The organism is Sphingomonas sp. 22R3R2A-7 (assembly GCF_036856055.1).
GTDB lineage: Bacteria > Pseudomonadota > Alphaproteobacteria > Sphingomonadales > Sphingomonadaceae > Sphingomonas.
In genome coordinates this window covers 205,298-220,201 of record NZ_JASPFR010000001.1, presented here as the reverse complement: position 1 = coordinate 220,201, position 14,904 = coordinate 205,298, and the positions used below count along the sequence as shown (strand labels likewise).

Genomic DNA, 14,904 nt, shown 5'->3' with positions numbered 1-14,904 from the left:
CGACCATATGGCTCCCATCATCCTGAGCGCGCCGATGCAGGGTTGGGCATTACCCGTGTCGCAGGTGCCCGACGCGGTGTTTGCGGAAGCGATGCTGGGGGACGGCGTCGCGATCGATCCGACCGGCGACGGTCTGTATGCGCCGTGCGACGCGACGGTCCTGACGCTGCTCGATACGAACCACGCGATCACGCTGCGGACGCGCGACGGTGCCGAGATCCTCATCCATATCGGCCTTGATACCGTTGCGCTGGGTGGACGCGGCTTCACCCCGCGCGTCGCGGTGGGTGACACCGTCGCGAGCGGCGACCTGCTGATCGGGTTCGATCTCGACCTGCTGGTGCGCGAGGCGCGGGCGGTGGTGACGCCGATCATCGTCATCAACCCCGAACGATTTACGATCACCACGCGCACGACCGATCAGCGCGTCGAGATCGGCACGCCGCTGATGACGATCCTGCCGATCGCGCCGGTCGGTCGCCAGCCGGCCGCGCAGACCGCGGGCGAAGTCCGCACCCGGACGTTTGCCGTTCCGCTGCCGCACGGCATCCATGCGCGTCCCGCCGCCCGGCTCGGCGAACTGGCGAAGACGTTTGCAAGCAGCATCAGAGATCGAATGCCATGACAAGACCGCCGACCTGCGCAGCCCGATCGGCCTGTTGTCGCTCGGCGTCCGTCACGATGATTCGATCACGCTGACCGCGGAGGGCCCCGATGCCGCGACCGCGATCGCCGCGATCGCCGATCTGATCCTCGGCGGGATGGACGAGCCGATCGAAACACCGCGTATCCCGCCGTCCGCCGTCGCAACACGCCCCGCGATCGACGGCGCGTTGCTCGGCGTGACCGCGGCCCCGGGACTTGCAATTGGCCAGGCACGATGGTTCCGGCACGCCGAGATAACCGTTCCCGAACAGGGGGAAGGGATTGCCGTCGAGCAGGAACGCTTCACCGCGGCACTCGCCACGCTCGCTGCGCGGCTCGCGGACCAGGCTCGCCACGCGCGCGGTGCGGAACAGGCGATCGTCGCGGCGCATGCGGCGCTGCTCGATGATCCGATGCTGCTCGAGGGAACGCATGCACGTATCGCCAGCGGCCAGAGTGCCGGCCATGCATGGCGCGCGACGATCCGCCCGCTCGCCGATGGCCTGCGCGGGAGCGCGGATCAGCGACTTGCGGAGCGCGCGGACGACATGCTCGACCTCGAACGGCGGCTGCTCGGCGTGATTGCCGGAGTGGAGGACGCGACGATACGCTTCCCCGCCGACACCATCCTTCTCGCCGACGACCTGCTTCCGTCGGATGTTCTCGCGCTCGATCGGTCGACCGTGGTCGGGATCTGCGTCGCGCGCGGCGGCCCGACGTCGCATGTCGCGATCCTTGCCGCGACGATCGGACTGCCCGCGCTCGTCGCGGTCGGCCCCGCACTCTCCGCCGTCGCCGACGGCACGTCCGTCATTCTCGAGGCGACCGATGCGCTGATCCGGGTCGATCCCGATGCCGACACGCTGGGCGCCGCACGCGTCCGGCTCGTGCAGGCCGACATGCGCCGCGCCGACATGCTCGCGCGCGCCGGGGACGAGTGCCGGATGGCGGACGGCACGCGGATCGAGGCCTTTGCCAATCTCGGCGCGATCGGCGATGCCCGGCTCGCAGTCGACAATGGCGCCGAAGGATCCGGGCTCCTCCGCACCGAATTCCTGTTCCTCGAGCGCGACTCCGCGCCGACCGTTGCCGAACAGACCGCCGACTATCAGGCGATTGCCGACATGCTCGACGGGCGGCCGCTGATCGTCCGGCTGCTCGATATCGGCGGCGACAAGCCCGCACCCTATCTGCCCATGGCCGCGGAGGAAAATCCCGCACTCGGGCTTCGCGGGATCCGTGTCGGGCTGGCCTATCCGCAATTGCTCGAGGACCAGGTCCGCGCGATCCTGTCGGTCCGCCCGGTCGGCCAGTGCCGGATCATGGTGCCGATGATCGCCAGCCTCGACGAACTGCGCGCGGTACGTGACGTGGTCGACCGGATCGCTGGCGAGCTCGGACTTCTCAAGCGCGTCGCGGTCGGCGTGATGATCGAGACGCCTGCCGCGGCCGTCACCGCCGATCTGATCGCCGCGGAAGCCGACTTCCTGTCGATCGGGACCAACGACCTGACCCAATATGCGCTGGCGATGGACCGCGGAAATCCCGCCGTCGCCGCCGGGATCGACGGCCTTCACCCTGCCGTGCTCCGCCTCATCGCACAAACCTGCGAAGGCGGCGCGCGACATGATCGCTGGACCGGCGTTTGCGGCGGTCTTGCCTCGGACCTTGCCGCGGTGCCGATCCTTATCGGGCTTGGCGTGACCGAGCTCTCGTCGTCGCCGGCGATCATACCCGAGGTGAAGGCGCTGGTGGGCACGCTCGCGCTCGACACCTGCCGTGCACATGCCGCCAAGGCGCTTGCATGCGCCTCGGCCGCCGAAGTTCGAAGCCTCGCCCGGGAGTTTGCCGCATGAAGTCGATCCTCGAAGCGCTGCAGCCCCTTGGCCGTGCGCTCATGCTCCCGATCGCGGTCCTGCCGATCGCAGGACTGCTGCTCCGTCTCGGCCAGCCCGATCTGCTCGACATCGCGTTCGTCAGCGCGGCGGGCAACGCGATCTTCTCGCATCTCGGGCTGCTGTTCGCGATCGGCGTCGCCACCGGCTTCGCACGTGACGGCAATGGCGCCGCGTGCCTCGCGGGCGTGGTCTGCTTCCTCGTCGCCACCGAAGCGGGGATGATATTCCTCGTCGTCGCCCCCGATGTCGTGGCCGGGCTGAGCGGACCGACGGCGGACGTCGTCGCCGCCGCCTGGAAGGCCAAGGCGATCGCACGCCTCGACGTGCCGATCGGCATCCTCTCGGGGCTTGCGGGCGGGCTGCTCTACAATCGGTTCTCGACGATCAAGCTTCCCGAATATCTCGCCTTTTTCGGCGGGCGGCGGTTCGTCCCGATCGTCAGCGGCGTCGCGGGTCTGGGTCTCGCCCTGGTGTTCGGAATGGGCTTCGGGATCCTCAACGCCGGCATCGACCAGCTGAGCCTCGCGATCAGCGGCAGCGGCGCGATCGGGCTGTTCCTGTTCGGGCTGCTCAACCGCCTGTTGCTCGTCACCGGGCTGCACCATCTGATCAACAACATCGTCTGGTTCGTCGCCGGCGATTACAACGGCGCGACCGGTGACCTTCGCCGCTTCTTCGCGGGCGATCCCGACGCGGGCGCGTTCATGGCGGGGTTCTTCCCGGTGATGATGTTCGGCCTGCCCGCCGCCTGTCTCGCAATGTACCACGCCGCGCTGCCCGACCGCCGCAAGGCCGTTGGCGGCATGTTGTTCAGCCTCGCGCTGACATCGGCGCTCACCGGCGTGACCGAGCCGATCGAGTTCAGCTTCATGTTCCTCGCGCCGCTGCTCTACGCGGTGCACGCGGTGCTGACCGGACTGTCGATGGCGCTGATGAACGCGCTCGGCGTCAAGCTCGGCTTCGGCTTTTCGGCCGGGTTGCTCGACTATGTGCTGAACTTCGGCAAGGCGACGCGGCCGCTGCTGCTGCTGCCCGTCGGCGCGGTCTATTTCGCGCTATATTACGGGTTGTTCCGCTTCTTCATCCGCAAGTTCGATCTCGCCACGCCCGGTCGCGAAGCCGAAGCGCCGGTCGCAGCCGCGTCGGTCGCGCCTGGCGGACGCGGTGCCGCGTTCGCGCAGGCGCTTGGCGGTGGGGCCAATCTGACGACGGTCAGCGCATGCACGACGCGCCTGCGGTTGATCGTCGTCGACCAGTCCGCGGTCGACGACGCAGCCTTGAAGTCGCTCGGCGCACGCGGCATCCTCCGGCCCTCGAACGCCGCGTTGCAGGTCGTGCTCGGCCCGATTGCCGACGTCGTCGCAGTCGAGATCCGCGACGCGCTCGCGGTCGGCGGAACCGTGGCGTCGACGGCGCCACCCCCGACCGCGTCCGCAGAGCCAACGATCCTGCTCACCGAAGACGCTGGCGCGGCGCTGGGCGGATCCGCCAATATCCGGACCGTGACGCGTCACCCCGGCCGTCTGCGCGTGGAAGTTGCTAATGCCGCCGCGATCAACGAGACGCGTCTGCAGGATCTGTCGATCCGCACCACCGCACGTCCCGCGCCGGGCCAGATCCATCTGCTCGGGGACGACGCGGCATTGTCGACGCTGATCCGCACGACGCCCTGATCGGCTGCCGCCCGTCATCCCGATATCGCTGAGGATGACGGGCGGCATGCCGCGCGGCCGTTACCGCGCGTGCGGCTCGAGCGTGACCGCGCCGACAATCCCCGACGAAACGCCCGGCAAGGCCTCGACCATCAGAACGATCGTCCGCACCGCGCCGCCGGCGGGCATCGTCGCTTCCAGCGGACCGGTCTGCGCCGCGTCCTTGACCGCCAGCCGCGTGCCGTCGATCCAGAGCTCGGCACGACCCGCGATCGCGGCGAACCGGATCAGCCCGCCCTCTTGCGCAACCCGCCGCCAGGGCGAGACGCCAGCGCGGTAAATCCGCCAGCGGCCTGCCGCACTCGGATCGACGGGCGTGCCGCTGCGCACGAACGCCCAGCTGTTGTTGTCGCCGTCGACCGGGGCCAGCGCCGGATCCGGCCGCGCGGCAAACGCGGGTGAGCGTCGCCATTCGCGGATCGCCATCGTCGCGGTGGCGACAGGTATCTGGCCTGGCGCGCCGATGCCCACCCGGTCGATCACCAGTCGCGCAGGCTTCAACCCCGGCGCGCTCGCGGTCATCACGACCGGCCCGCGCCCGGCGTCCGCCTGCAGGATGACCTGCGCGAGCCCGTTGAACAGCGACCGGGCATTGCCCTTTTCGGGCTCGTGGCTGTTCGGATCGCCATTGCCGATACCGATGATCGCAGCCCCCTCGACCGCGAACCGCGTCGGCAGGTTGGCGGTCGGGACATGCCGGCCCGCGGCATCGACCGCATCGATCGTCACCGGCTGCGCGTCCTCGCCGTCGCCCGCCATCACCGTCCGCGCAGGCGTCAGCCGCAACGCGACGGGGGCCCCGGCGGTCGCGTGCGCTGCGGTGGCGACCACCGAATTCCCGCGCAACGCCGTGACTTCGATCCGTCCGGGCGCATAGGGCACGATGAACTCGGTCCCCATGATCCGGTCGACCGTGGCCTGCCCGACGATCCGGCCGTTCAACCGCAGCACGACGCGTTCGGCATTGCTCATCACCAGGACCGTGACGGGCGCCCCCTCGCGCCCCGGCCAGGTCCAGTGCGGTGTCAGGCTAACGACGGGCGTGTCATCGACCCAGTGCGCGCGGTGGATATCGAACGCTGTCTTCGGGAATCCGCACAGGTCGAGAACCCCGAAAAAGCTGGAGATCGTGGGCCATTCATGCGGGGTCGGCTCGCCGTGATAGTCGAACCCGGTCCAGACGAAGCCGCCCGCGACGAACGGACGCTCGGCGATCTTCTTCCAGGTGCCGCGGTGCGTATCGCCCCAGCTGGCGGCTTCGACGTCGTAGGAGGACTGGATATGCCGCGCCGGATCACTCGCAAACGCGCCGCGCGTCTCGTACGCGCTGGTGTCCTCCGAACTCGTGATCGGCTTAGTCGGGTTGAGCTGGTGAAAGCGGTCGTAGTCGCCCTGGTAATAGTTGAACCCCGTCACGCCCACCACGCTCGAGACGTTGACCGGATCGAAGAACGCCCCGTTCATCGCCGCGGTCACGGGCCGGCTGTCGTCGAGTGCGTGCGCGGCGTGCGCCATCCGTCGCAGCATCTCGACACCCGCCTCGGTCCCCTGCATCGGCTCCTCGTTGAATACCGACCACAGGATCACGGATGGATGGTTGCGATCGCGCCGGACCATCCATTCAAGCTGCGCCATATAGTCGGGCGCAGGGTTGAACTGGCGGTTCTCGTCCATCACGACGAACCCCATCGCGTCGCAAAGATCGAGCAACTCCGCGGCGGGCGCGTTGTGCGAGCAGCGGATGGCGTTGCACCCCATTGCCTTCAGCCGCTCGAGCCGCCAGCGGACCAGCGAGTCGGGAATCGCCGTGCCGACACCGGCATGGTCCTGATGCAGGCAAACGCCCTTCAGCTTCACGGGCTGCTCGTTGAGGAAAAAGCCGCGATCGGCATCGAACCGGATCGTCCTGAAGCCGATCGGCGTGCGTCGTTCGTCGACGATCGCGTCGCCGCGCCGCACGCGCGTCACGACGGTATAGAGCGTCGGCGTCTCGATCGACCAGATCCGCGGTGCCGTCACCGGCATCGCGATCGTCGCGGTCGCGCGTTCGAGCATCGCGACCGTCGCCGACGTCTGCGCCGAGGCGATCTGCGTGCCATCGGGGTCGAGCAGCATCGCCTCGACGGTGACGGTGACGTTCCGGCGATCGCTGCTGCCGAGCGTGACCGAGACCGGCACGTGCCAGACGCCATCCGGCCCGCGCCGCGGATCGCAGTGGACACCGTCGGTGATGATCGCGACCGGCGCGCGCCGGATCAGCCAGGCGTGGCGATAGATCCCTGCCCCCTCGTACCACCAGCCCTCCATGGCGTCCGCATCGACGCGGACCGCGATGACGTTGAGGTCGTCGCCAAACCGCGCGAACGGCGTCAGGTCGATCTCGACGCTGTTGTACGCCGACCAGTTGTGCGCGACGACGCTGCCGTTGACCCAGACCGTGGCATTGGTGGCGATGCCATCGAAATGCAGCAGGATCGTCTTGCCGCGGTCGACCGGCTTGAGCCGCAGCGTCCGGCGATACCAGCCGATCCCGCGCGGACGATAGCCTTGCGAGATGTTCGCGGTCTTCACGAATGGCTGCGCGGACGCCCAGTCATGCGGCAGGCGCACGGGGGCCCAGTCCGAATCGTCATACGCCATCGCCGCCGCACCCAGTGCGTTGCCTGCCTTGACGCTCAGATAGGTTGCGTTGTGTCCATCGGGCGCCGGGGCGACGACATCGCCCTCGTGAAACAGCCATCCCCGCTCCATGCGCGTCCGCGAGCGGTCCTGCTCGGGCACAGGCCCGGGCAGGATCCGCGACGGAACCGGCATCGGCAGCGCGCCGGCGTCCGACCCGGTCGGCGCGGAGCGAGTTTTGCCGGTGACGGCGGACGGAATGCCCCCGACCGCCAGCGTGGCCCCGGCACCGGCGGTGCCGAGGAGTATCTGACGTCGGTTCATTGCGGACTCGATTCGTGAAAGGTCAGTTGTCGGCCAGTTCGGCGACGAAGTCATAGGCATCGCCGCGGTAATAGGACCGCGTGAACTCCGCCGGCCGGCCATCGCGGAGAAATCCGCGCCGCTCGATCAGCAGCCCGGCATGCCCCGCGTCGACGCCGAGCATCCTGGCATGTTCGCCACCGAACGGCACGGCGCGAAGCCGCTGAAGCGCACGAACAGGCCGGCAGCCCGCCTTTTCGAGCGCGGTATAGAGCAGATCGTCAACGACCTCGATCGACGGCAGGCAATATCCGGCGATCGTCGTGAACTCGAGCGCCATTGCCTCGTCATCGGCATAGCGGATACGATTGAACCGGTAGACCGGCGCGCCCGGCGAAAGGCCCAGCGCCATGGCCTCTTCCGGATTGACCTGCCCCGCCGACCGCGAGATCCAGCTGCTGCTCGACGTACGCCCCCGGGCCGCCATGTCTTCGCTGAACGACGACAATTTGGAGAAGCTCTTCTCGACACGCCCCGCGACGAACGTCCCCGCGCCGCGGCGACGCGTCAACAGCCCCTCTTCGACCAGCCCGCCGATCGCCTTGCGCACGGTGATGCGCGATATGTCATACTCGGTCGCCAGATCGCGCTCGGCCGGTATCGCATTGCCCTGAACCAGAATCGCATCGCCGATCGCGGTCCGGATCAGGTCTTGCAGCTGGAGATACAGTGGCGATGGATTGCTCTCGCGAAAGCGCCCGATCTCGTCGGCAAACGCCATGGTCTCTCCTTCCGACCGGCCGCCCCCCATCGAGCCCCTGCCACGTCCGTCCACCTGCCTAACCAAAGCCGCGCTGCCCGGCAACAAGCACGTCGGGAAAGCCTAGATTGGTATCTGCCAATCTGAATCTCAGCTTATCGAGATCTTGGTATCGCTACCTACGCAAACGCGTCGTGCGATTCAGAATACGGGTTGTGCCTGGACCTATATTGGTTACGTTCAATGCGAGCGGTAACGACAAGCCGGCCCAGGGAGAACAGATCAATGCGCGCCATTCCGACCCACGGAACCGCTGGGCCTTCCGCAAGCGTCCCGCGCGTCGGCCTCCGCGCGATCTGCAGCGCGACGATCATCGGCGCGGCAGCGATCGGGCTGACTGCGCCCGCGGGCGCCCAGACGGCCCGCCTGCCACTCGTTCCCGCCCCCAGCAGCATCACGCCGTCGAGCGGCAGCTTCACGATCGACAACGGGACTACGATTGCCGTCGACGCGGCGGATCGCGGCGCGACGGGCGCCGCGCGTCTTTTCGCCGCGCATGTGAGCACCGAGCGCGGGCTGACGATCCGGTCCGCCTCCGGTGGCGCGATCCGCTTCGTCCGCGACGCCAGCATCAAGGGGGCCGAGGCCTATCGACTGACGGTAGACCCTTCGGGCGTCCGCATCACCGCATCGGGCGATGCTGGTCTTGTCTATGGCGCGATGACGCTCGCGCAACTCGTCAGTCCCGACGCGGCGTTCGGACAGCCCGCGCGGCTGGCAGCGGTCAAGATCGACGATGCCCCCCGCTTCGGCTGGCGCGGGCTGATGATCGATACGGCGCGGCATTTCCAGTCGCTCCCCTCGCTCTACGCGATCGTCGACCAGATGGCGTCGGTGAAGCTCAACACGCTGCATCTCCACCTCACCGACGATCAGGGCTGGCGGTTCGAGGTGAAGGCCTATCCCCGGCTGACCGCGATCGGCAGCGTCCGGACGTCGCCCTCGACCGGCGAGGCGCCCGGCACGCAGGTCGGCGGCTTCTACACGCAGGACGAGCTGCGCAAGCTGGTCGCCTATGCGGCCGAGCGCGGCATCGTCATCGTCCCCGAGATCGACCTGCCCGGCCACGCGCAGGCGCTCGTCGCCGCGTATCCGGACCTCGGCGTCCTCGGCGACACGCCGAAGGTCAGCAGCGACTGGGGCGTGAACCCCTATCTCTTCAATCCCGGCCCGAAGGGCATCGCCTTCGTCAAGACGGTGCTCGACGAGATCATGGCGGTCTTCCCCGGCACCTATGTCCATCTCGGCGGCGACGAGGCGGTCAAGGATCAGTGGGAACGCAGCCCCGAAGTCCAGGCGCAGATGGTCAAGCTCGGGATCAAGGACGAGAACGGGCTGCAAAGCTGGATGATCGACCAGTTCGGCGAATATCTCGCGAGCAAGGGCCGCCGCCTGATCGGCTGGGACGAGATCCTAGAAGGCGGCCTCCCCGCCTCCGCGTCGGTGATGTCGTGGCGTGGCGAGAAGGGCGCGGTCGAGGCCGCGAACCAGAACCACGACGTGGTCCTTTCGCCCGCGCCGACGCTCTACCTCAACAGCCTGCAAAGCGATCGCAGCGACGAACCGCCGGGGCGGATCGAGATCCAGTCGCTCGAGACCGTCTACAAATATGAGCCGATGCCCGCGGGAATCCCCGCCGACAAGGCGCATCACGTGCTCGGCGCACAGGGCAATCTGTGGAGCGAGTACATCGTCACGCCCTATCAGATGCAGCATCTGATCTTCCCGCGCGCCGCCGCGCTCGCGGAAATCACCTGGTCGGGCAAGGACAAGCGCGACTTTGGCAGTTTTCTCGAACGGGTCCAGCCGCAGATCGGCCGCTGGCGCACATCGGGCATGCAGGTCGCGGACAGCGCGTTCGCGGTCGGCTACACGCTGGCCGGGACGCGCGGCGATGCGCTGCGCAGCAAAAACGCCAAGGTCGCGCTGGCGACGCAAGCGCCCTATGGCACGATCCGCTACACGCTCGACGGCAAGGCGCCCGGCCCGCGGTCGCCCGCCTATACGACACCGCTGTCGATCAAGCCGGGGGTCAAGATCCGCGCCGCCGCGTTCGACGCCGCCGGCCGCCAGATCGCCGAGCCGCGCCTGCTCGATACCGGCCGCCAGGCGCTGCTGACGCGGACCGCATCCGACATGGTCGCCTGTCCCAAGGGATCGCTCGCACTCCGTGTGCCGCTGACCCCCGAGGCGCAGGGCAACGCGCCGGTGTACAATATCGACCTGTTCGACCTGTGCACCGCCTATCCCGCCGCGCCGATGGATGTCGCCAAGGGCTTCACGATCGATATCGCGCGACTGCCGCGTCATTATGCGCTGGCGCATGAAGAGACCAAGCTGCGCCGGCATTATAACGTCACGCCGCACGGCGAGCTGATCGTGCTCGTCGGCTGCACCGTCGCGGGCTCCAAGCCGGTCGTCGCCGGCACCTTCCCGCTCCCCGATCCGGCAACCGCCGCCACCCGGTTCAGCGTCAAGGGCCGCCTGCCCGCGCTGACCGGCGACCGCGACATCTGCCTGCAATTCACCTCCCCCACGTCCGATCCCTATTATGCGGTCGAGCGGATGCAACTCACGGAGACACGCTAATGCGTCGCTGGTTTTTTCTCCCTCTCGTCGCACTCGCGTCGCCCGCGATCTCGGCCCCGAAGACGGTCGTCACGCTCGACGGCGACTGGAAGGTCCGGATCGATCCGACCGACACGACCGCGGTCGCCGCGCACAAGCGTGAGGCGAAATGGCTCGCAGCCACGGTGCCGGGCTCTGTTCAGCAGGACCTGATCACCGCGCGCCGCGTCCCCGATCCCTATAAGGGCATGAACGAGGCCGCGATCCAGTGGGCGGGGCTGACCCGGTGGCAGTTCCGCCGCGAGCTCGACGTCACGCCGGCGATGCTCGCGCGCGATCATCTCGACCTCGTGTTCGATGGTCTCGACACCTTTGCGACCGTCACCGTCAACGGCACGCCGCTGCTCAAGACCGACAATGCGCACCGTCGCTGGCGCGTGGACGCGAAATCGGCGCTGAAGGCGGGCCGCAACGAGGTGCTGGTGACGATCGCCTCGCCGATCCGCACGCTGCAGCCGATGGTGCTCGCGGAGAAGCACCCGCTGCCCGGCGAATATGACAGCGCGTTCGGCGACGAGCCCAAGGGCAAGCAGACCTCGCCCTATATCCGCAAACCCAAATATCATTACAGCTGGGACTGGGGTCCCCGGATCATCAATATCGGCATTTGGCGGCCGGTCCGTCTCGAGATCTGGGATGAGGCGCGGATCGAGACCTTCCGCGTCGACCAGGAGGATCTGAGCGACGCGGAGGCACGGATCGCGGCCAGGCTCGACATCGTCGCGGATACGCCCGGCCGCACCACCGTCCACGCCGTGCTCACGGGCCCCGACGGCAAGACCGTCACGGTCGACCGCAGCGTCACGCTTGCCGCCGGCAGCAATAGCGTCTCGCTCCCGATGACGATCGCCGCGCCGCAGCGCTGGCAGCCGATCGGCTATGGTGCGCAACCGCTCTATACCGTCACCGCCTCGCTCGCCGGCGCGCAAGCGACTGCCGAGGACAGCGTCACGCGGCGGATCGGGCTGCGCACGGTCGAACTGATCCGCAAGGACGGCAGCTTCGGCTTCAAGGTCAACGGCACGCCGATATTCGCCAAGGGCGCGAACATCATCCCGTTCGACATGTTCCCGACGCGCGTCACCCCCGCTTATATGCAGACGATCCTGAAGGGCGCGGCCGACGCCAACATGAACATGATCCGCGTGTGGGGCGGCGGCTATTATTTCGACGACGCCTTCTATGACATCGCCGACCGCATGGGGCTGATGGTGTGGCAGGATTTCATGTTCGGCGGCAGCGTGACGCCGCCCGATGCCGCGTTCCGCGAGAATGTCCGGATCGAAGCCGAGCAGCAGGTCGCCCGGATCGGCTCGCATCCCTCGGTCGTGATCTGGGCCGGTGGCAACGAGGTGCTGTCGGGCTGGGAGAACTGGTCCGATCGCAAGGCGTTCAAGAAGGCGGTCGGCGCGGACGAGCAGGAGCGGATCGGCGCGGGCATGGCGGTGTTGTTCGACCGCGTGCTGCGCCAGGCGGTGACGCAATATTCGCCCGGCACCCCCTATTGGCCGGGCTCCCCTTCGACCGACTATGAGGGGCCGACCGACACCGACAAGGATGGCGATCGCCATTTCTGGGATGTCTGGTCCGGGTCGAAGCCGGTCGAGCGCTATCTCGACAGCTGTCCGCGCTTCATGTCCGAATATGGCTTCCAGGCGATGCCCGATCTCGCGATGATCCGCGACTTCGCGGGCAATGGCCCGCTGGCGGCCGACAGCCCGGTGATGAAGGCGCACCAGAAGTTCCTCGCGGGCGAGGGCAATGAGCGGCTGCTGATGTACCTGCGCGATCGTTTGCGCCCGGCGAAGGACTTTGCCGATCTCGTCTATCTGACGCAGGTCAACCAGGCGGAGGCGATCCGGATCGCCGCACTCCATCACCGCGCATGCCGCCCGGTGACGATGGGGTCGCTTTACTGGCAGCTGAACGACGTCTGGCCCTCGATCAGCTGGGCGAGCATCGATCATGACGGCCAGTGGAAGCTGCTCAACTATGCCGCGCGCCGCTTCTTCGCGCCCCAGGCGATCGCCGCGGAGCACAAGGACGGCGCGACGCGGATCTCGCTGATCTCCGATGCGACGACGCCGATCACGGCGCGCTGGCGGGTGCGTGCGATGGACATGGGCGGTGCCGTGCTGAACGACACCACCACGCCCGCGACGCTGCCGCCGCTCTCGTCGACACTTGCCGCGACGCTCCCCGACGCGACGCTGTTCGGCAGCGCCGCGCCGGGGGCCAGCTATGCAGTCGCCGAGCTGATCGTCGGTGACGCGGTCGCCAGCCGGGCAATCATCGAACGCGCACTGCCCAAGGACATGGCCTATCCCGATCCGGGCCTGAGCGTCACCTGGTCGGGCTCGACCGTGACGATCACCGCCACGCGCTTCGCCCGCGCGGTCATGCTCGATTTCGGCGCCGTGGCGGCGCAGCCCGCCGATGACGGGTTCGACCTTCTGCCGGGCGAGGCGCGGACCGTCGCCGTTGCGTCGACCGCGTCGCCTGCCACACTGCGCAAAGCGCTCACCCTTAGGACTCTTGCCCGATGATCTGGCTCCTGCTCGCCTCCGCCGATCCCGTCGCCACCGCGGTCGCCACCATGTCGCTCGAGGAAAAGGCCGCGCAGCTGCAGAGCACCGCGCCTGCGGATGCGAAGCTCGGCCTGCCCGCCTATGACTGGTGGAACGAGGGACTGCACGGTCTCGCGCGCAACGGTCATGCGACCGTGTTCCCGCAGGCGATCGGCATGGCTGCAACCTGGGATCCGGTGCTCGTCCGCAAGATCGGCGACGTCGTCGCGACCGAGGCGCGTGCGCGGTTCAACGCGAAGCCCGCCAATGCCGATCGTCGCATCTATGAAGGGCTGACGATCTGGTCGCCCAACATCAACATCTTCCGCGATCCGCGCTGGGGCCGCGGGCAGGAAACCTATGGCGAGGACCCGTATCTGACCGGCCGCCTCGGCGTCGCGTTCATCGGCGGCCTTCAGAGCCCCAACCCGCTCTATCCCAAGGTCATCGCCACCCCGAAGCATTTCGCGGTGCACAGCGGCCCCGAGGCCGGGCGCGACAGTTTCGACGTCGACCCCAGCCCGCAGGATCTCGAGGCGACCTACCTGCCCGCCTTCCGCCAGGCGGTGACCGAGGGCAAAGCGCTCTCGCTGATGTGCGCGTACAACTCGATCCACGGCGTGCCCGCCTGCGCATCGTCGCCACTGATGGTCGACCGGCTGCGGCGCGACTGGGGCTTTACCGGCTTCACCGTTTCGGACTGCGACGCGGTCGGCAATATCAGCACCTATCATCACTACCGGCTCGACGCGCCCGGCGCAGCGGCGGCGGCGATCAGGGGCGGCACCGATCTCAATTGCGGCACCGCCTATGCCGGCCTCCCCGCCGCGGTCCGCCAGGGGCTGGTGAGCGAGGCCGAGGTCGACACCGCGCTGACGCGCGCCTTCCGCGCCCGCCGCGCGCTCGGCATCGCGTTCGGGGGCGACAGCCCGTGGAGCAAGATCGGCACCGATCAGGTCGATACCCCCGCGCACCGCGCGCTCGCGCTCGAAGCCGCGCGCAAGTCGATCGTGCTGCTCAAGAACGATGCCGGCCGCCTGCCGCTCAAGGCCGGCAGCCGGATCGCGGTGATCGGCACCAATGCCGACGATATCGGCGTGCTCCAGGGCAATTATCACGGCACCGCCGCCGCCCCGGTCACCCCGCTCGAGGGGATCCGCAAGCAGTTCGGCGCCGCCAATGTCCGCTATGCGCAGGGTTCGGTGCTCGCCGATGGCGCACCGGTGGTGGTGCCCGAAACCGTCTTTCTAAAGGGTCTGAAGGCGGAGTATTTTGCCGGGACCGGGACGACCGGCGGCACGCCGGTCCTGACGCGTACCGAACGCCGCATCGACGCGGACCTCAACCGTGTCAGTCCGGCACCCGGGCTTGGCCGCAGCTTCGGCGTCCGCTGGTCGGGCATGTTCACCCCGCCCGCCGCGGGCGACTATACGCTGGTGATCGACGTCCCGGCATGCTGGAAGGATTGCTCGGTTCATGACGTCGCACGCCTCTGGATCGGCGATCGCCAGCTTGCCGACGGCGAGGTCAAGAAGGGCCGCGTCGAGATCCCAGTGACAAGCGACGGGAAGCCCGCCGTCTTCCGCCTCGAACTCGATCACCGCAGCGACGACGAGGGTATCCGCCTGCTGTGGACGCCGCCTGCCGCGCCGATGCTCGCCGCCGCCGTCGCGGCTGCAAACGCGTCGGACGTCGTCGTCGCGGTAATGGGC

At 68.2% G+C, this 14,904-nt stretch carries 7 protein-coding genes and 1 pseudogene; 6 read left to right on the top strand and 2 right to left on the bottom strand.

Going from position 1 to position 14,904, the window contains the following annotated elements; translation table 11 throughout:
• The first annotated feature begins 7 nt into the window (after positions 1-7).
• The 3 genes from QP165_RS01025 to nagE are packed head-to-tail and all read left to right on the top strand — an operon-like array spanning position 8 to position 4,216.
• Positions 8-625, top strand: a complete 618-nt coding sequence (locus QP165_RS01025) for a glucose PTS transporter subunit IIA (RefSeq protein WP_333993216.1) — start codon at positions 8-10, stop codon at positions 623-625.
• Positions 594-2,501: a phosphoenolpyruvate--protein phosphotransferase gene (gene ptsP / locus QP165_RS01020; protein ID WP_333993214.1), complete on the top strand. Its 1,908-nt coding sequence runs from the start codon at positions 594-596 to the stop codon at positions 2,499-2,501. Before QP165_RS01025 ends, ptsP begins: the two co-directional genes overlap by 32 nt.
• The gene (nagE, locus tag QP165_RS01015) at positions 2,498-4,216 is read left to right on the top strand and encodes an N-acetylglucosamine-specific PTS transporter subunit IIBC (protein WP_333993212.1); all 1,719 of its coding nucleotides are present in this window, start codon (positions 2,498-2,500) and stop codon (positions 4,214-4,216) included. The genes ptsP and nagE overlap by 4 nt, the downstream gene beginning before the upstream one ends.
• Before the next feature lie 60 nt (positions 4,217-4,276).
• Here nagE and galA read toward each other — a convergent pair whose 3' ends face one another.
• Both galA and QP165_RS01005 read right to left on the bottom strand, forming a co-directional pair.
• On the bottom strand, positions 4,277-7,198 hold the full coding sequence (galA, locus tag QP165_RS01010; RefSeq protein ID WP_333993210.1) for a beta-galactosidase GalA: 2,922 nt from the start codon (positions 7,196-7,198) through the stop codon (positions 4,277-4,279).
• Positions 7,199-7,220: 22 nt separating this feature from the next.
• Positions 7,221-7,958: a GntR family transcriptional regulator gene (locus tag QP165_RS01005; protein WP_333993208.1), complete on the bottom strand. Its 738-nt coding sequence runs from the start codon at positions 7,956-7,958 to the stop codon at positions 7,221-7,223.
• 264 nt (positions 7,959-8,222) lie between these two features.
• Here QP165_RS01005 and QP165_RS01000 point away from each other — a divergent pair, with 264 nt between their 5' ends.
• The 3 genes and pseudogenes from QP165_RS01000 to QP165_RS00990 all read left to right on the top strand — a co-directional run.
• Complete coding sequence (locus QP165_RS01000) at positions 8,223-10,586, top strand: beta-N-acetylhexosaminidase (RefSeq protein ID WP_333993207.1); 2,364 nt, start codon at positions 8,223-8,225, stop codon at positions 10,584-10,586.
• Positions 10,586-13,171: a beta-mannosidase gene (locus QP165_RS00995; protein ID WP_333993206.1), complete on the top strand. Its 2,586-nt coding sequence runs from the start codon at positions 10,586-10,588 to the stop codon at positions 13,169-13,171. The genes QP165_RS01000 and QP165_RS00995 overlap by 1 nt, the downstream gene beginning before the upstream one ends.
• Positions 13,168-14,874, top strand: a pseudogene (locus tag QP165_RS00990) (glycoside hydrolase family 3 N-terminal domain-containing protein); the annotation flags it as partial. The gene QP165_RS00995 and the pseudogene QP165_RS00990, both read left to right, overlap by 4 nt.
• Positions 14,875-14,904 lie beyond the last annotated feature (30 nt).

What these genes read in the sequence shown, in the direction of transcription:
- QP165_RS01005 (WP_333993208.1), bottom strand. Translation starts at nt 7,958, where the DNA reads ATGGCGTTTGCCGACGAGATCGGGCGCTTTCGCGAGAGCAATCCATCG.
- QP165_RS01025 (WP_333993216.1), top strand. Translation starts at nt 8, where the DNA reads ATGGCTCCCATCATCCTGAGCGCGCCGATGCAGGGTTGGGCATTACCC.
- nagE (WP_333993212.1), top strand. Translation starts at nt 2,498, where the DNA reads ATGAAGTCGATCCTCGAAGCGCTGCAGCCCCTTGGCCGTGCGCTCATG.
- QP165_RS01000 (WP_333993207.1), top strand. Translation starts at nt 8,223, where the DNA reads ATGCGCGCCATTCCGACCCACGGAACCGCTGGGCCTTCCGCAAGCGTC.
- QP165_RS00995 (WP_333993206.1), top strand. Translation starts at nt 10,586, where the DNA reads ATGCGTCGCTGGTTTTTTCTCCCTCTCGTCGCACTCGCGTCGCCCGCG.
- galA (WP_333993210.1), bottom strand. Translation starts at nt 7,198, where the DNA reads ATGAACCGACGTCAGATACTCCTCGGCACCGCCGGTGCCGGGGCCACG.